Origin of the sequence: Klebsiella sp. CN_Kp075, assembly GCF_040065055.2 — a bacterium.
Classification (GTDB): Bacteria; Pseudomonadota; Gammaproteobacteria; order Enterobacterales; family Enterobacteriaceae; genus Klebsiella; species Klebsiella aerogenes.
Genome location: NZ_CM198050.1, coordinates 1,772,028 through 1,789,753, shown reverse-complemented (window position 1 = coordinate 1,789,753; position 17,726 = coordinate 1,772,028). Strand labels below are relative to the sequence as shown.

18 protein-coding genes and 1 other annotated feature are annotated in these 17,726 nt (G+C 53.9%); of the genes, 6 read left to right on the top strand and 12 right to left on the bottom strand.

Going from position 1 to position 17,726, the window contains the following annotated elements; all coding sequences use genetic code 11:
• Window positions 1-29 precede the first annotated feature (29 nt).
• Entirely contained in the window at window positions 30-1,139 is a 1,110-nt protein-coding gene (locus ABLV78_RS08455; RefSeq protein WP_047045910.1) for an adenosylhomocysteinase, read from the top strand.
• Between the two features lie 38 nt (window positions 1,140-1,177).
• Here ABLV78_RS08455 and cobT read toward each other — a convergent pair whose 3' ends face one another.
• From cobT to dacD, 7 genes are all read right to left on the bottom strand, one after another.
• A complete protein-coding gene (gene cobT, locus ABLV78_RS08450; protein ID WP_047045913.1) occupies window positions 1,178-2,236 on the bottom strand; it encodes a nicotinate-nucleotide--dimethylbenzimidazole phosphoribosyltransferase in 1,059 nt (352 codons plus the stop codon).
• A gap of 27 nt (window positions 2,237-2,263) precedes the next feature.
• Window positions 2,264-3,004: an adenosylcobinamide-GDP ribazoletransferase gene (gene cobS / locus ABLV78_RS08445; protein WP_047045915.1), complete on the bottom strand. Its 741-nt coding sequence runs from the start codon at window positions 3,002-3,004 to the stop codon at window positions 2,264-2,266.
• The gene (gene cobU, locus ABLV78_RS08440) at window positions 3,001-3,543 is read right to left on the bottom strand and encodes a bifunctional adenosylcobinamide kinase/adenosylcobinamide-phosphate guanylyltransferase (protein WP_047045919.1); all 543 of its coding nucleotides are present in this window, start codon (window positions 3,541-3,543) and stop codon (window positions 3,001-3,003) included. Before cobU ends, cobS begins: the two co-directional genes overlap by 4 nt.
• A gap of 172 nt (window positions 3,544-3,715) precedes the next feature.
• Window positions 3,716-4,039, bottom strand: coding sequence for a DUF496 family protein (locus ABLV78_RS08435; RefSeq protein ID WP_015365834.1), 324 nt, complete (start codon window positions 4,037-4,039; stop codon window positions 3,716-3,718).
• A 168-nt stretch (window positions 4,040-4,207) separates the two neighbouring features.
• Window positions 4,208-5,266: an FUSC family protein gene (locus ABLV78_RS08430; protein ID WP_045391654.1), complete on the bottom strand. Its 1,059-nt coding sequence runs from the start codon at window positions 5,264-5,266 to the stop codon at window positions 4,208-4,210.
• A 101-nt stretch (window positions 5,267-5,367) separates the two neighbouring features.
• Window positions 5,368-5,838 (bottom strand): DNA gyrase inhibitor SbmC, encoded by a 471-nt coding sequence (gene sbmC / locus ABLV78_RS08425; RefSeq protein WP_047036583.1) that lies wholly within the window; start codon window positions 5,836-5,838, stop codon window positions 5,368-5,370.
• Window positions 5,839-5,989: 151 nt separating this feature from the next.
• Complete coding sequence (gene dacD, locus ABLV78_RS08420; RefSeq protein WP_015365831.1) at window positions 5,990-7,156, bottom strand: serine-type D-Ala-D-Ala carboxypeptidase DacD; 1,167 nt, start codon at window positions 7,154-7,156, stop codon at window positions 5,990-5,992.
• Between the two features lie 386 nt (window positions 7,157-7,542).
• Here dacD and ABLV78_RS08415 point away from each other — a divergent pair, with 386 nt between their 5' ends.
• Together ABLV78_RS08415 and sbcB are read left to right on the top strand one after the other, a co-directional pair.
• Window positions 7,543-8,691, top strand: coding sequence for an acyltransferase family protein (locus ABLV78_RS08415; protein ID WP_047045923.1), 1,149 nt, complete (start codon window positions 7,543-7,545; stop codon window positions 8,689-8,691).
• 155 nt (window positions 8,692-8,846) lie between these two features.
• Entirely contained in the window at window positions 8,847-10,268 is a 1,422-nt protein-coding gene (sbcB, locus tag ABLV78_RS08410; protein ID WP_059355882.1) for an exodeoxyribonuclease I, read from the top strand.
• A gap of 38 nt (window positions 10,269-10,306) precedes the next feature.
• Here sbcB and fusA read toward each other — a convergent pair whose 3' ends face one another.
• The gene (fusA, locus tag ABLV78_RS08405) at window positions 10,307-12,409 is read right to left on the bottom strand and encodes an elongation factor G (RefSeq protein ID WP_047045925.1); all 2,103 of its coding nucleotides are present in this window, start codon (window positions 12,407-12,409) and stop codon (window positions 10,307-10,309) included.
• Window positions 12,410-12,647: 238 nt separating this feature from the next.
• Between fusA and ABLV78_RS08400 the strand changes: the two genes are divergently transcribed.
• Window positions 12,648-12,959 carry an ArsR/SmtB family transcription factor gene (locus ABLV78_RS08400; RefSeq protein ID WP_047045928.1) on the top strand — a complete coding sequence of 104 codons (312 nt, stop codon included), beginning with the start codon at window positions 12,648-12,650 and terminating at the stop codon, window positions 12,957-12,959.
• 104 nt (window positions 12,960-13,063) lie between these two features.
• On the opposite strand, the gene plaP is transcribed toward ABLV78_RS08400, so the two are convergent.
• From plaP to ABLV78_RS08380, 4 genes are all read right to left on the bottom strand, one after another.
• Window positions 13,064-14,422: a putrescine/proton symporter PlaP gene (gene plaP / locus ABLV78_RS08395; protein ID WP_015365827.1), complete on the bottom strand. Its 1,359-nt coding sequence runs from the start codon at window positions 14,420-14,422 to the stop codon at window positions 13,064-13,066.
• Complete coding sequence (gene yoeI, locus ABLV78_RS08390; RefSeq protein WP_098949253.1) at window positions 14,412-14,474, bottom strand: membrane protein YoeI; 63 nt, start codon at window positions 14,472-14,474, stop codon at window positions 14,412-14,414. The genes plaP and yoeI overlap by 11 nt, the downstream gene beginning before the upstream one ends.
• Window positions 14,475-14,710: 236 nt before the next feature.
• A complete protein-coding gene (locus ABLV78_RS08385) occupies window positions 14,711-15,592 on the bottom strand; it encodes a LysR family transcriptional regulator (RefSeq protein ID WP_047045931.1) in 882 nt (293 codons plus the stop codon).
• 36 nt (window positions 15,593-15,628) lie between these two features.
• Window positions 15,629-16,453: an SDR family oxidoreductase gene (locus ABLV78_RS08380; protein ID WP_045391752.1), complete on the bottom strand. Its 825-nt coding sequence runs from the start codon at window positions 16,451-16,453 to the stop codon at window positions 15,629-15,631.
• A 176-nt stretch (window positions 16,454-16,629) separates the two neighbouring features.
• Here ABLV78_RS08380 and hisL point away from each other — a divergent pair, with 176 nt between their 5' ends.
• The gene (gene hisL, locus ABLV78_RS08375; RefSeq protein ID WP_009654477.1) at window positions 16,630-16,680 is read left to right on the top strand and encodes a his operon leader peptide; all 51 of its coding nucleotides are present in this window, start codon (window positions 16,630-16,632) and stop codon (window positions 16,678-16,680) included.
• Window positions 16,656-16,778: a sequence feature (His leader region), on the top strand. (Overlaps the previous gene by 25 nt.)
• Window positions 16,779-16,825: 47 nt before the next feature.
• Window positions 16,826-17,725, top strand: a complete 900-nt coding sequence (gene hisG, locus ABLV78_RS08370; protein ID WP_045379285.1) for an ATP phosphoribosyltransferase — start codon at window positions 16,826-16,828, stop codon at window positions 17,723-17,725.
• Window position 17,726: the final 1 nt, after the last annotated feature.

The following is a 17,726-nucleotide window of genomic DNA, read 5'->3' as shown; positions in this document are numbered from 1 at the left end:
CCACTCTACGGATTAAAGGTCACAATACGGTGAATAATAAGACAAATTTAACGAAAGAAGTGGCATGGGCCAGCCAGAATATGCCGCGTACCCTGCGCCAGGTGGCGGCCCTTCCCGACCTCAGCCATGTACGCCTGGCCTGCTGTATGCATCTGGATATGAAAATGATCCCGCTGGTGCAGGGGCTCCTGGAGAAAGGGGCGAAAGTCTTTTTGACCACCTGTAACCCAACCACCGTGCAGGATGAGGTCGTCGCCTGGCTAGTAGAACGTGGCGCGGAAGCTTGCGCCTGGCGCAATATGAGCGATGCCGACTGGCAGCAATCATGGGAAAAAGCCATCGCCTGGGGGCCAACTCACCTTTGTGAGATGGGCGCAGATATCACCACCCTGCTCCACCAGCGCGGCGAGTTCGGCAATGTCGTCGCCGGCCTTGAAGCCACCGGCTCCGGCGTCAATCGTCTCGGTGATATCCGCCCCGGCTATCCAATTTTTAACTGGGATGATCTGCCGGTCAAAGAAGGGCTACATAACCGCCATATGGTTGGCCTGACGGCCTGGCACACCTTCTTCCAGACCACTCACCTTACCCTACATGAGAAAAAAGTGCTGGTGATCGGCTACGGCCTGGTCGGGCAAGGCGTCGCGGCGGCGGCAAAAGCCTTCGGCGGCCAGGTCATGGTGGCGGAAATCGATCCGGCGCGCCGTTTACAGGCCGCTTATGACGGCTGGCATGTCGTGGATTTACAGGATGCAATCGCATCAGCCGACGTCGTAGCCACCGCCACCGGCGGCAAGAAAGTGGTCAACAGCCTGGCGCTGGACAGCGCTAAAGATGGCGTGTTTATTCTCAACGTCGGCCACGTGGCGGAAGAGATTGACTGCGAACACCTGCGCCAGTTCCCGCATGAAGAGGTTATGCCCTATATCAACGCTTATCGGCTGCCGGAGAAAACAATCTATCTGATGGCCGATGGCTCAATGCTCAACCTTACCGCCGGTTTTGGCGATAGCCTGAATGCGTTTGATGTCACCCTTGCGGTGATGGCCAGCGGCATTCGTCATATCGTCACCGACGGCATGCAAGCAGAAGCGGATGTTTATCTGCTGCCGCAAAGCGTGTGGCAGCAGACGCTGTAAGCACTATTTTGGGGGGCCGGTCGGCGCCCCGAAGCCGGTTAACGGGTTTCCGGCAGCACGATATTGCTCTCCGCCAGCGTCCCCATATCGTTGAACATTGCCCCTGCCGCCTCGACCAGATGCATCGCTAACGCCGCGCCGCTGCCTTCGCCTAAGCGCATCCCCATATCCAGATAAGGGTTCAACTGCAGATGCTCCAGCGCAATATGTGCCCCCTTCTCCGCCGACAGATGCGACGGGATCAGATACGGATGCAACTGTGGGGCAATCCGGCAGGCCGCCAGTGCCGACGCGTATGATAAGAAACCATCAAGTATCACCGGCAATCCGCAGGAAGCGGCGCCCAGCATGACCCCGGCCATCCCGAGCAAGTCAAAACCGCCCACTTTTGCCAGCACGTCGAGACCATCTTCGGATGAAGGCTGGTTGACCGCTATCGCCCGGCGTACGACTTCCGCCTTGTGCGCCAGCTGCGATACTGGAAGGTTCGCGCCGATGCCCACAACATCGCCGGCATCATGATCGGTCAGCACGCTGACTACTGCCGCAGCGGGGGTCGTGTTAGCCATTCCTAATTCGCCCACGCCGAACAGACGCACGCCCTGCTCCGCAAGCTGACGGGTGTAGCGCATGCTCGCCAGCAGCAGCGTTTCGGCCTGCTCCCGGCTCATCGCCGCGGTGCAGGCAATATTGCCGCTACCGCGCGCCACTTTCATATTCACCAACCCCGGGATCGGTTCGGCGTCAATCCCGACGTCAATCACCTGAACATCAGCCCCCGCCTGCGCTGCCAGCACGCAAACACCGGTATTCTTACGGGTCATATTGACCGCCTGAATCGCGGTCACCGCCTGTGGCGAGACGGTAACGCCTTCATGCCAGACGCCGTGGTCGGCGCACATAACCACAATAGTTTTACGTGGAAAACGTAACGCGCCCTGTAGACCCGGCATGCCTGCCAACTGAATCGCCAGCGATTCCAGACGCCCCAGGCTACCAGGCGGTTTCAACAAGCCGTCAATATGCTCACCTGCGCGCGACATCGCGCTTTCGTCCAGTCGCGGGATGGCTGCTAACCATTCAGTTAATGTATTCATATGCTTCCTGTCAGCGCGGTATATGCTCTATAGCAACGCCAGTAAAAAGATAACTTCGCCCAGTTCAATGGCCGCCCCAAGCGTATCGCCGGTTTGCCCGCCCAGCGTGCGCTTCAGCGCCTGACCAAGCGCCGATATCACCAGCAGCGTTATCACCGCAGCCAGCAGGCCATGCAGGCCCAGCAGCAGCGTTGCCAGCGCCAATGATAGCGCCAGGGTAATGACGGTCTGTCGGAAAGTCACCTTGCCAATAAATACGTTACCAAGCCCCTGCTCCCGGGCATAGCGCTGGCGGTACATCAACAGCACCGACATCCCACGCGCCACGGCGCAGGCGGCAGCCAACGTCGCCAGCATCGAGGTACCGCGCAGCGCCAGTTCGCTAATGACGAAGACCTTCGCCACCAGCACAAAGATCAGCGCTAGTCCGCCGTGCGTCCCCAACCGGCTATCGCGCATGATCTCCAGCATCCGCTCGCGGCGGCGGGCGGAAAAGATCCCATCGCAGGTATCCGCCAGGCCATCAAGATGAAAACCGCCGGTCAGCAGCGCCAGCGCCAGTACGGCAAACAGCGCGGCCAACGGCAGGCCGCACCAGGCATGAAGCGCCAGCATCACCAGCCCGGCAATCGCGCCAAGTAATAACCCCACCAGTGGGAAAGTGACGATCCCGCGCTCATATTGATCGATTTCCAGCCCCTGCGACCAGCGGGCCGGAACCGGCAAGCGGCTCATAAAAGAAAGCGTGGCGAAGAACGATTTAATCATTTGATTTTGACTCCTATCCCTGAAACAACCAGCCACACCTCATCGGCGGCCGCGGCCAGCATCTGATTCACGCGCCCGGCAATATCGCGAAAATGCCGCGCCAGCCGGTTATCCGGCACTATTCCCAGCCCCACTTCATTGGTGACCAACAGCACCGGCGCCGGGCAGGCGCGGCAGGCAGCAATCAGCAGAGTGGTTTCTTGCATGACTATCCTTTCCAGCGCTGCGTAATCCCATTCATCAGGATCCGTTTCCCCACCTTCAGCGAACAGAATATTGGTGACCAGTGTAGTGACGCACTCAAGCAAAATGGCTTCATCGGGTGCATTATCGGGGGTAATAAGTGGCGCCAGGTCACGGCTGCGCTCTGCAGTACGCCAGTGCGCCGGACGGCTATTACGGTGATGTTGAATGCGTGCGGCCATTTCATCGTCAATAACGGCTGAAGTGGCGATATAGAGCACCGACGCGCAGGATTGGAGTAAAGATTCGGCGTGACGGCTTTTGCCGCTACGCGCGCCGCCGGTAATTAGTATCATCGCGGCGGTACCTGAAGCTGGGACTGCATGTGATAAACCCTTCCGGTATCAATAAGTTCACAGCGGCAGTATAACAAACTGTCGGCTTAAAGGGCGATGCTTATACGGAGGTTTAAGGCGGGAAGATGGAGGAATCCGGCGGCCTGCTATGCCGCCGGAAGAAGTGGGTATTTTATTCGCCGACTTTGGCTTCACCCATCACTTTGAGTTTTTTGGAGATATCGCGACGCTCTTTCGACAGCTCGGCGTTTTTGATGATGTAATCGTCAACGCGGTCTTCGTAGTCGGTTTTCATGCTAGCGATGATACCCTGAATGGCTTCAACGCTCATACCCGGCTTGATGTAATCGCTGAGGTTGTCCAGCAGCAGGACACGCTTCTGGTTATCACGGATCTTTTTCTCAACGTCCTGAATTTCACGCTGCAGTTTGTTCTTACGACGGAACAGACGAACAAACTCCAGAACGTCCTGGAAAGAAGGCTTAGTTGTTTCCATTTTTACACCCCTAATATTTGAGATTCGGATTCGCTAAAGCGACTGCCCTATAGGGCTAACATAACTGCTAGCAGTCGCTGATGACAATGTTTTTTCCTTTGCGTTTATCATAACCCTAAATGCTGCTGAATCGAAGCAACCTGTTCACTTCGCGCACGTATCTGCCTTTTATTTGCGCAGCGCGCGGCAAATAAGGTGCGACAGCAGCTCAAGCTGGCGCGCCAGCTCAATGGTCAGCCAAACATAGCCGTGAATCGGCGTTTCCGACAGATTATCGTCCTGATGCTCTTTGATAAGCTGTCGCAACTCGACCACGATCTCGTTGAGCTTCTCGGTGTTGGCGCGAACAGGCTGCGGGTTTCCCTCATACAGGGCATGGGCGATAGTCAGCAACGTTTGCTGGGTCATCCGTTGGGTTTCGCGCAAAGTCTGGGCGTTAAGCATCACAAAATGGCCCTGACGAGAGGCCCAATAAGCGTTGATTTGCAGTTCCAGCATGCATACCAGATTACGGCTGACGGTCTGGATGGCTTCGAAGATTGCTTTCTGAATATGCGTTTCTTTGCTGGCCGGGGTTATCAACCCGCGCATTTTCACCACGTCATTGAGCGCTTTCTGAAGATGTTTTTCCAGCCGCGGGCGCTCAACCAGATTTGGCGAAAAACCGGCCTGATACAGCCGATTAAACGTTGTGACATAATTCGCCATCTGGATGCGCCAGTGCAAAAACGCCCGCTGCGGCCAGATACCGGTAAACAGCATCGCCAACAGTGAACCAAAGATAACATCGCCGCTTCGCCACAACGCGGTGTTCATATCGCCCGGCGGCGCGCCCACCACCACCGCCAGCGTAATGCCGATAAGCAGCGCCTGATAGGGCCGCTTGCCGAGCGCCAGCCAGCCGCAAAGGAACATCGCCACCGCGCACCACAGCACCATGATTGGCAGTGAAATAAGCTCAAGTTTGAGCGCTACCAGCCCCAATACCGAACCAAGGATAGTGCCGCCAATACGTTCGAAGGCCCGCGGCACCACATTGCCCCAGAAAGAGATAGGCCCCATCACCACCACCAGGGTGATCAAAGGCCAGGTGCCCTCCGGCACGTTCAGTAGACGCACCAGCAAGAAGGTCAGAACAAAAGCCAGCGCGATGCGGATACCGTGCACAATTCGGTAATGACGATACAGTCGGATCTCAAATGGCTTAAGTGATTTATCAGCGCGCACGGCCTGCTCCGGCAAACAGAAAAAGCCAATTGTAGCCGCTTTTTTCGCAAGCGCACTGCGCTAGTGTAAGAAACCTTGTCAAAATCAGGGATAAAGGTTTATTAGCCGACGCGATTCACCGCTACGTACATCTCAATATCCCAGTGACCGTCCTGGTTGCCGTCGTTAAGGTAGATTTCAAAACAGGGTTTATCGGCAATTTGAAGATCGCTGCTCTCCAGCAGGCTGTCAAAGAACTGCAGCCACGGCGTGGAGAAATCATGGTTAATGACCCGCGCGCTGGCGCAGGCGTAGTCGCCGCCGGCGATCGCGGTGAGGATGACTCCTTCGCTATTCGGCGGGATGACGTAATCATCCGCCACGGTAACAACGGTGTCACAACGCAGTTTTTCCGCGGGCACCTGCTGCGGATTATCGTAATAAACCGCGACCCACTCCTGCGCCGGCACCTGGTGGTGACTGACCCACGCCGCCAGTTGTTCAAACCCCTGCTTTACGGTCTGCTCCCACGGGCCAACCATATGAAACCCGGCAATCTTGCGGGCGTCGAGAGATTGAATGCTGTAGTTCATAGCGCCTCCAGTGTTGATAGAATACTGTATAAATATACATCAAATTTAGCAGGCGGATGAACAACAGTATGTGCGCGGATTCACAGAGTCGCCACAAGCGCGAAATGAATGAAGCCCGCCGCAGAGCGCGGCGGGCCCATGGGTGCGGAGATTAAATGCCGTGATGCAGATAATCGCTCAGACGGGAAAACATCCCGCCCTTGCCAACGCTTTCAAGCGTCACCAGTGGCCAATGACCGACCACTTTGTCGCCATCGTAAAGCGAGATTTCGCCCACGCGTTGGTTAGCGGCGATAGGCGCTTCCAGATCCTTAGTATCCAGTACATATTTTGCTTTGATACGTGGAACTTCAGATTTCGGGATCGCGAGCCAGAAGTCCTGATCGGTGCCGAGCTTGATCTGCTCTTTGTCGCCATACCAGATATGTTCGACGCCAACCTGCTTACCTTTTTGTAGCACCTGGACGGTGTCAAAATTCTGTTGGCCCCAGTGCAACAGCTTAGCCGCCTGCTCTTCTCGCCCTTTTGGACTATCGGCCCCCATCACCACGGCAATCAAACGACGCTGTCCATCGACCGCAGAGGCAATAAGGTTGAAACCCGCTCCTGAGGTATGGCCGGTTTTCAGACCATCGACATTCATGGTTTTGTCCCACAGCAAACCGTTACGGTTCTGCTGGGTGATACCGTTCCACGTCAGGCTTTTTTCGCTATACATGTGATAGACATCCGGCTCGCCGTGAATAATCGCCCGCGACAACACCGCTAAATCATAGGCGGAGCTATGCTGGCCAGGCGCGTCGAGTCCGTGGACGGTTTCAAAATGGGTGTCTTTCAGATGCAATTTTTCAACGTAGCTATTCATCAGCGCGACGAACTGCGGTTGACCGCCGGCGACATAGTCAGCGAGCGCGACGCAGGCATCGTTACCGGAATCGACGATCAGTCCGCGGCTAAGATCGCGGACGCTAACGCGATCGCCCGCTTTAAGGAACATCAGCGAAGAACCGTTAAACACGGGATTGCCCTTGGCCCAGGCGTCTTTGCCGACGGTGACCATATCATCAAAGGTAATACGATGGCTGTCGATGGCGCGGTCGACGACGTAGCCGGTCATCAGTTTGGTCAGGCTGGCGGGGTTACGCTGTTGGTGTTCATTACCGGCGGTCAGGATTTGACCGGTAGTGTAATCCATCAGCACCCAGGAACCGGCCTGGATCGAAGGCGGCGTCACGGTGACGGGCAAATCAGCAGCGGCAAATGCGCAGGAAACGCTCGAAGCGAGCAAAGTTACAGCAAATAAAAAACGGCCTTTCAACGGCATATCCTCAAGATTTACAGATTCGCCGTCCTTTTTACGGAAGTTCGCCTGAGAGATCAGGGTTAAATTGCAAGAAAATATGACATGGTAGATTTATCGATGCTCATAATGAATAAAAAGCATAACAACTAACCTATCTAATAGAACGCCATTTATTTTAACGAGGCTATTAACACCCATAATTAGCATGGGATTTAAAAACACTCAAACACAAAAAGTAATTAAGAAAAAACCTAAAAATGCATGTCATAAAAAATTAATATGAAAAACCTTCATGAGGTTATTCTTAAATACTTTCCATAAACAATTCCTATGTAGACATTTCAACTGATCATATATTATCTATTAACATCTAATTCACAAACATATTCATTGGTGTAACGATGAGCCAGAATAAAAACTGGTCTCCTGAGCTTGATGGCTTACGAGGCTACGCTTCCTTGTGGGTCCTGCTCGGTCACATTTGTATTTTGACACGATGCAACATCCCTATCCTGAGCAACCCGGATTTTGGCGTCGATCTTTTCATTTTGCTGTCCGGTTATCTGATGGCTAAAAATTACATTGAAAGGCAGCATGTCGAACCCTGGATGTCCGTTAAAACGGTAACTTCATTTTGGACAAGGCGCTTTTTCCGAATCGCTCCGCTTTATTATGTCCTTCTAATTGTGGCATTTATTTTCGGTGAAACCTTTGGTCACTACCGGGATGCTATCGCGCTGGCATGGCCTGAAACGCAAACTGAGACCGCGAGATATACCGACTCATCAATGGCGAACGTGTTAACGCACATCTCATTCACCTTTGGTTTCCTTCCTTATTATTCATTCAGGACAGTCCTTCCTGACTGGAGTATTGGGCTTGAAATGCAATACTATGCCCTTTTCCCGTTTATCATGATGCTGGTCATGGGGATTGGTTTCATTAGGACTTGCCTGGCATTGATTGTAATGTGCGTAATGGCTGCATTTATTTTCCCTGGATATTTCGCAGCATTCCCGATGCCCTCGATGATTTTATTCAAGCTACCTTTATTTACATCAGGAATGTTGCTCTATAAAGCCGTAGCAGAGAACCGTAAGATCTACGTTATGGTTGCATTACTTTCTCCACTCGCTGCATTTTTGATGGGTTACTTTACTTCACCTATCCGTATGATCATTGAGGTTATGATAATCCTTGGGATGTCGATTCTTCTGATGCCTCATAGCGATAAATCGCCACTAAAAGGTATTGTCTTCTTTAGCAGAAAGTTACTTTCCGCCCGCTTCAGTCAGTTCCTCGGTGACGTATCATATTCGGTATATCTGTTGCATTTGATGATTGTTATTCCGATGATTGGATGGCTTGTTCAACATCAGTCCTACGTGCAACTTCCTGCATTGCTCCGTTTTGTTATTGCTGCTGTGATAATTTTACCAATAACTTATAGCATTGCCATCAATCTATACAAATACATTGAGAAGAGAGGAATTGCACTGGGTCGTAAAATTATTAAGCCTAACAGCATAAAAGTGAATGAAGCGGCTTAAACAACGGCTATAAACAATGTGAGGACGTGGCGATATTATTTAAAAATAATATCGCCACGACATTAAAAACCGCGACAAACTTTAGTTGCGCCTTCAATGTTAATAAGGGAAAATCAGGCTATCAAATAGATTATCAGAGCGATTACATTTCAATTATGGCTGACCGCGAACAACAATCCTTCCTCTTCCACGACTACGAAACCTTCGGAACCAGCCCTTCGCTCGACCGACCGGCGCAGTTCGCCGCCATCCGCACCGATAGCGATCTGAATGTCATTGGCGAACCGGAAGTCTTCTACTGCAAGCCTGCGGACGACTATCTGCCGCAGCCGCAGGCGGTAATGATTACCGGTATTACGCCACAGGAAGCGCTGGCCAAAGGTGACAACGAGGCCGCTTTCGCCCGCCGCATCAACGATCTGTTCACGGTGCCGAAAACCTGTATCGTCGGCTATAACAATGTCCGCTTTGATGACGAAGTCAGTCGCAATATTTTTTATCGCAACTTTTACGATCCCTATGCCTGGAGCTGGCAGCATGATAATTCGCGCTGGGATCTGCTGGATGTCATGCGCGCCTGCTATGCCCTGCGTCCGGAAGGTATCAACTGGCCGGAAAACGAAGAAGGATTGCCAAGCTTCCGCCTTGAGCATCTGACCGTCGCAAACGGTATTGAGCATAGTAATGCCCACGATGCGATGGCCGATGTGTACGCCACCATCGCGATGGCGAAACTGGTGAAGACCCATCAGCCGCGTCTGTTTGAATATCTGTACAGTCATCGTAATAAACGCAAGCTGGCGACGTTGATCGACGTGCCGCAGTTAAAACCGCTAGTCCACGTTTCCGGTATGTTCGGAGCCGCCCGCGGCAACACCAGCCTGGTCGCGCCGCTAGCCTGGCATCCGGATAACCGCAATGCGGTGATTATGGTTGATCTGGCGGGGGATATGTCGCCGTTGTTGGAGCTCGATGCCGATACACTGCGCGAACGCCTGTATACTCCACGAGATGAAATCGGTGATTTACCGGCAGCACCAATTAAGCTGGTACATTTAAATAAATGCCCGGTGCTGGCGCAGGCCAATACGTTGCGCCCGCAGGATGCCGACCGTTTAGGTATTAATATTCAGCGCTGCCTGGATAACGCCCAACTGCTGCGCGCAAATCCGCAGGTACGCGAAAAGGTAGTCGCGCTGTATGCCGAAGCCGAACCGTTCACGCCATCGGATAATGTTGACGCCCAACTTTACAACGGATTCTTTAGCGATGCCGATCGCGCGGCGATGAAAATTGTGCTGGAAACCGAACCCCGAAATCTGCCGGCGCTGGATATTACCTTTGCTGATAAACGCATTGAACGCCTGCTGTTTAACTACCGCGCGCGTAACTTCCCCGGTACGCTTGATGAAAACGAACAGCAGCGTTGGTTAGAGCACCGCCGTAACGTCTTTACGCCGGAATTTTTGCAGGCCTATGCCGATGAACTGCAGATGCTGTATCAACAGTATGCTGACGATAGTGAAAAACAGGCCCTGTTGAAAGCGCTGTGGCAATATGCGCAGGAAATCGTTTAACCCGGGCCAGGCCGTAACCGTAGCCCGGGAATACTGACTTAACTTTTCGCGCGGCTGGCGATGATATCGTCGGCCACGTTACGCGGCGCTTCCGCGTAATGATGGAACTCCATGCTATAGGTCGCGCGGCCCTGCGACATCGAGCGCAGCGTAGTAGAATAACCGAACATTTCGGCCAGCGGCACATCGGCACGAATAATCTGGCTACCGAAACGCTCCTCCATCCCCTGCACCATCCCGCGACGGGAAGAGAGATCGCCCATAATATTCCCCGCGTACTCTTCCGGCGTCTCCACCTCGACGTGCATCACCGGCTCCAGGATCACCGGGTCCGCTTTTCGCGCCCCTTCCTTGAAGCCGAAAATTGCCGCCATACGGAAAGCCATCTCGGACGAATCGACGTCATGATACGAACCAAACGTCAGAGTCGCTTTAACGTCGACGACCGGATAGCCCGCCAGCACGCCGGCGCCCATCGCTTCACGCAGCCCTTTCTCCACAGAAGGAATGTATTCACGCGGTACCACCCCACCTTTGGTGGCATCTTCAAATACAAAGCCGCTCCCCGCCGCCAATGGCTCCAGTGTCAGCACGACGTGCCCATACTGCCCCTTACCGCCGGACTGACGCACAAATTTACCTTCCACATCCTTCACCGTTTTACGGATGGTTTCCCGATAGGTAACCTGCGGACGGCCAATATTCGCCTCAACGCCAAACTCGCGTTTCATACGGTCGACGATAATCTCCAGATGCAACTCCCCCATCCCGGAGATAATCGTCTGTCCGGACTCTTCATCGGTGTGCAGGCGGAACGACGGATCCTCGGAAGCCAACCGCTGCAGCGCAATGCCCATTTTCTCCTGGTCGGCCTTAGTCTTCGGTTCAATCGCCAGCGAAATGACCGGTTCCGGGAACTCCATGCGCTCGAGAGTGATGACCGCATCCGGATCGCATAGCGTATCGCCCGTCGTGACATCTTTTAGACCAACACAGGCGGCAATATCGCCGGCGTGCAGCTCGTCGACTTCGTGGCGATCGTTGGCATGCATCAGCACGATACGCCCGATACGCTCTTTCTTGCCCTTCACCGGGTTAAAAACCGCATCGCCCTTTTTCAACGTCCCGGAATAGACGCGAATGAAGGTCAACTGGCCGACGTAGGGATCGGTCATGAGTTTAAACGCCAGCGCCGACAGCGGCTCATCGTCGCTCGGGTGACGTTCCGCCGGTTGCCCCTTGTCATCAATACCCTGAATAGCCGGAATATCCAGCGGCGACGGCATGAATTCAACGACCGCGTCGAGCATCCTCTGTACGCCTTTATTTTTAAAAGCGCTACCGCAGAGCACCGGCTGGATCTCGCCGCCGACCGTGCGTTTGCGTAGTCCGGCCACAATTTCCGCTTCGCTCAGTTCACCGCTCTCTAGATATTTATCCATCAGCTCATCACTGGCTTCCGCCGCGGCCGAGACCATTTTTTCCCGCCACTGCCGGGCCGTCGCCAGCAGGTCATCAGGTACAGGCGCGTAACTGAACGTCATCCCCTGCGTTGCATCATCCCACTGAATGGCCCGCATCTTTATCAGGTCAACGACGCCGGTGAAATGCTCTTCGGCGCCAATGGGGATCACAATCGGCACCGGATTGGCCTTCAGGCGGTCGATCATCATTTGCACCACGCGGAAGAAATCGGCGCCCGGGCGGTCCATTTTGTTGACGAAAGCCAGTCGCGGTACATGATACTTGTTGGCCTGCCGCCAGACGGTCTCCGACTGCGGCTGCACGCCGCCGACCGAGTCATAGACCATCACCGCGCCGTCCAGCACGCGCATCGAGCGTTCTACTTCGATAGTGAAGTCCACGTGCCCCGGAGTATCAATGATATTAATACGATGGGGCTCAAAGCTGCGGTCCATCCCGGGCCAGAAACAGCTTACCGCTGCGGAAGTAATGGTAATCCCACGTTCCTGCTCCTGCGCCATCCAGTCGGTAGTTGCCGCGCCATCGTGTACTTCACCCAGCTTATGGCTCATTCCGGTGTAAAACAGAATGCGCTCAGTGGTGGTGGTTTTACCGGCATCGATATGCGCGGAGATACCGATGTTGCGATAACGTTCGAGGGGGATGGGTCGGGGCATGATGCGTCCTTAGTCATTTTGACTGTCAATGAGCGGCTAAATCCGCCGCGGTTAGGTTTACGGCATCTATAATAGTACAACTGTACGAGTATATTCGAACTGTTTTCTCTATCACTGTTATCGGTCAGGTTGCGACGGCGCGCGTGGCGCAAGAAAAGGAGTTTGGGTATATTAGCCGCCAGCCGCCGATACGGACTGCTGTTCGCGTAAACAGCACAACCGCCGACACAGGAATATTATGATCGCCAATCACCCCGAACGTGAACAAATTCGCCTGGAAAATGTCCTTTTTGCCCTGGGTAACCCCTTGCGGCTGGAAATCATTCGCACGCTCGCCGACGGCAGCGAGCAGAGTTGTAACGCGCTACGCAAAGAAGATATCGCTAAATCCACCATGACTCACCACTGGCGGGTACTGCGCGACAGCGGCGTGATCTGGCAACGTCCTCAGGGGCGGGAAAACTTAATTTCGCTACGCCGCGACGATTTGGATGCCCGCTTTCCAGGACTGCTGGATACGCTGCTTAACGTGATGCGACAGGAGAAGTAAGCGCTCCATCCCCTGCCCCCCGGCCGCCACCGGGGATATTCAGCGGACGCCAGAAACAAAAAAGCCGGAGGTTTCCCTCCGGCTTTTGTTAGCATAAAGCGTGATTACGCAACGTCTTCGTATTGCGGTACCGGGTTGCGGAAGCTTTTGGTTACACACGCCAGGTAAATCAGACCGATACCGGCCCAGATCAGACCCAGGATCATCGAGCTCTCTTCCAGGTTAACCCACAGCGCGCCTACGGTCAGAGCGCCGCACATCGGCAGGAACAGATACTGGAAGTGGTCTTTCAGCGTCTTGTTGCGTTTCTCGCGGATCCAGAACTGCGAGATAACCGACAGGTTAACGAAGGTGAACGCCACCAGCGCGCCGAAGTTAATCAGCGCGGTCGCCATTACCAGGTCAAAGTTAATCGCCAGCAGCGCGATCGCGCCAACCAGGATGATGTTCATCGCCGGAGTGCGCCAGGTCGGATGCACGTAGCCGAAGAAGCTTTTCGGGAATACGCCATCGCGGCCCATTACGTACATCAGGCGCGCAACGCCAGCGTGCGCCGCCATACCGGAAGCCAGCACGGTGATAGTGGAGAAGATCAGCGCGCCCACCTGGAAGGCTTTACCTGCCACATACAGCATGATTTCAGGCTGTGAGGCATCCGGATCCTTAAAGCGCGAGATATCCGGGAAGTACAGCTGCAGGAAGTAGGTAGCAAAAATGAAGATCAGGCCGCCAATCAGCGCAGTCAGGAAGATAGCGCGCGGAATAACGCGTTCTGCATCTTTGGTCTCTTCAGACAGATTGCTGATGCCATCAAAGCCGGTAAATGAGAAGCAGAGTATCGTCGCCCCGGTAATCATCGGGATAACGTGCGCATCGCCGGACCAGAACGGACGGCTGCTGGCCAGCGTACCGGCGCCTTCGCCTTCAAATACGCCATACACCACCATGCCGAGGATCACGGCAATCAGTACCACCTGCAACACCACGATAACGGTATTGAAGTTGGCGACGGACTTGATGCTGCGCAGGTTAAAGGCGGTCATAAATGCGACCAGCGCGATAACAAACACCCACGATGGAATCGAAGGCACCAGCGCTTCAAAGTAGATTTTCGCCAGCAGGATATTGATCATCGGCGCGAACAGGTAGTCGAGCAGAGAGGACCAACCCACCATGAAGCCAACGGTCGGGCTAATGGATTTCTGGGCGTAGGTATACGCTGAACCCGCGGAAGGATAGCGGCGTACCAGCTTCCCATAGCTCAGCGCAGTAAAAAGAATAGCGATTAACGCAAAGGCGTAGGCCGTCGGCACGTGGCCGTCGGTCATACCAGAGACGATACCGAACGTATCGAACAGCGTCATCGGCTGCATATAGGCCAGGCCCATCATTACAACCGGAACTAACGTAAGGGTTTTACGTAATTCCACGCGAGAGGTATTTGGAGTAGCGTTATGCGACATAGTTATCCCCTTTTACGGCGAAGGCCAGCGCGTAAGCAAAAAATTGCCCCATTTCTTTCTATTCCTCAGCGACAACGACTGTCGGTTTTTAGTAAATATCTATCCGGTACGAAGCCCGGCCTCTTGGTATTGAATGATGTGTCTTTCGACCAAAAAAATAACCGACACTTTAAAAAAAGCGTCGGCTAGTCTCTGGTTTTCAGGCTGCGTATTTTGCAACAACTTCTGGCTTAATGACAAGATGTTGTAAGGTTTATTAATAGGCTAAGAATTCTAACCGCCTAATATTCATACTATTTTAGTATTGTAGATCTGACGAATAGCACTATTTGCTAATATCGCTTGTAACCACCATTGCGCGGCAAGGCCAAAAACGTCTTCATTCCAGCCAATCCATGCCCGATGCAGCCGCGCGGGTGTGGTAATGCGTTTCTCGACCAATTTGCCCTTCTCCAGCCAGGCCTTAGCCAGATAACGCGGCAAGTAGGCCCAGCCCAGCCCGGCGCATACCAGCTCCAACAGGCCGTTCATATCAAAAACCGTCACACTCTCCTGCTTTTCGCTTCGCAGCAAACCGGCATCGCAAATAATCGCCCGATATCGCTGTAACACCCGCAAATTCAGCGGTTCCTTAGCCTGCGCCAGCGGATGATTAATCGCGACCACAAAACACAGATCCAGCTCGCCAAGCAGACTAAAACCATAACCCACCAGCGTTGGCGGCTCGTTAAGCGCGCCCAGCACCATGTCGACCTCGCCTGCCGCCAGAGCATCCCAACCTCCAGCATTGGTGAATTGCAAACGGGTCACGTTGTGCTGTTGATAAAACTGTTCCATGAGTGAAGTTAAAAGAGAGAAAGGAAAAGTCATATCGACGCTAATGGTCAGGGTATTTTCCCAGCCCTGATGTAACCTGATAGCCTGCAGCTCAAGTTCACGAGCGGTATGAAGTAGCTCACGCCCCTTTTCCAACAGCATCTGCCCGGTGCAAGTAAAGCGCGCCCGATGGCCGCTACGATCCAGCAGTTGGATATTTAGATCGCTTTCTAGTTTATGGATGGTGTAGCTCAGCGCCGAGGGGGTTTTATAGAGCTTTGCCGAGGCCGCGGCAAAGCTCCCCTCTTTTTCTAAGGCATCAAGAATAACGAGGACATCCAGCAGTGGTTTCATCGCCCCCCCTTACGGTACGCGAATGCCTGCTGGTGGTTACTCCATCGGCATCACCAGCGGATCGGGGTACTGGTATTCAAAGCCAAGCTCATAGCAGATCCGGTTGCCATCAATGATTTTGCCTTTACCGCCTTCCGGGTTATCGGTAAATACCGGTAACGGCAGCCCAAGTTCACGGGCCATCTGCGGATAAAAGACACCTCGCGCCGGATGCATTGGCGCACATATATTATAGATGTGTCCGCCTTTCGGAGCCTGAAGCAATAACTCAATCGCGGCAATAACATCCTGCAGATGCACCAGATTGACCCCGTGCTGGCCATCCGGAGCCGATTTACCGGCAAAGAAACGCCCCGGGTGGCGAGAAGGCCCCACCAGCCCGGCGAGACGCAGAATATCCACCGAGGTACCCGGCAACGCATGCAGCCAGTCCTCCAGCTCTTTCAGAACCCTGCCGCTGGCGGTTTGCGGATCGCGCGGCGAATTTTCCTTCATCGTCCCTTCAGTATTGCCATAAACCGAGGTCGAACTGGTAAAAATAATGCGTGGAATATGACGCGAGAGCGCGGTATCGACAATCTCCTGCACCGCCTGTAGATAAAAATCTTCCCCGGGGCCGGTGCGCCGCGCTGGTAACGTGATGACCAGCGCATCGACGTTCATCATCGCGTCCAGATCCTCAGCATCACAGATCAGCTGGGGGTCAAGACGCAGCGGATATCCTTCAATACCGCACATCCGCGCCGCCTCTACGCCATCCTGCGTCGTTTTACTGCCGGTGACATGCCAACCACGCGCGCGCAATGACAACGCAAGCGGCATGCCCAGCCACCCTAATCCGACAATCGCGACCTTTTTCATACCCTGGCTCCTGACTCATTCGCTGTGCTGATACTAGGCTACGCCAGCCTGCGAGACCTGACAATTTGTTCGACGAATATGAAATGAATTAATGATGGAAAAAAGGGCTTGCTTTATGCGCCGGAACTGGTTTAGGTTAAAAGACATCAAATGCATAGTCATTCAAAGAGAATTTTATGAACAGCGTTCAATTTAAAAACCACCATCATCACCATCATCCTGACTAGTCTTTCAGGCGATGTGTGCTGGAAGACGTTTGGATCTTCCAGTGGTGCATGAACGCAAAGAGAGCCCCCGGAAGATTCACTTCCGGGGGCTTTTTTTTGGACCGAATTCGGACAGATTCAGACAGGTATTCAGAGGAAAACAACAATGTTAGACAACACCCGTTTACGCATAGCTATTCAGAAATCAGGCCGTTTGAGTGAAGATTCACGCGAACTGCTCGGCCGTTGCGGCATTAAAGTCAACCTGCACACCCAGCGTCTGATCGCCCTTGCGGAAAACATGCCGATCGACATTCTGCGCGTTCGCGATGACGATATTCCGGGGCTAGTGATGGACGGCGTTGTCGACCTTGGCATTATCGGCGAGAACGTGCTGGAAGAAGAGCTGCTGAGCCGCCGCGCGCAGGGCGAAGACCCGCGCTATTTCACCCTGCGCCGTCTCGATTTTGGCGGATGCCGCCTGTCGCTGGCGACACCGGTGGATGAAAACTGGAATGGCCCGGCGGCGCTGGACGGTAAACGCATCGCCACCTCTTACCCGCACCTGTTAAAGCGCTATCTCGATCAGAAAGGTATCTCCTTTAAATCCTGTCTGCTGAACGGCTCCGTCGAAGTCGCCCCACGCGCTGGCCTTGCCGATGCCATCTGCGATCTCGTTTCTACCGGCGCAACCCTCGAAGCCAACGGCCTGCGCGAAGTTGAAGTGATTTATCGTTCCAAAGCCTGCCTGATCCAGCGCGACGGTGAGATGGACGATGCGAAACAGCAGCTGATCGACCGTCTGCTGACCCGTATTCAGGGGGTTATCCAGGCCCGCGAATCGAAATACATCATGATGCACGCGCCGACCGAACGGCTGGAAGAAGTGGTGGCGCTGCTGCCGGGCGCAGAGCGGCCAACTATTCTGCCGCTGGCAGGAGACAAACAGCGGGTAGCGATGCACATGGTCAGCAGCGAAACCCTGTTCTGGGAAACCATGGAAAAACTGAAAGCGCTGGGCGCCAGTTCTATTCTGGTGCTACCGATAGAGAAAATGATGGAGTAAT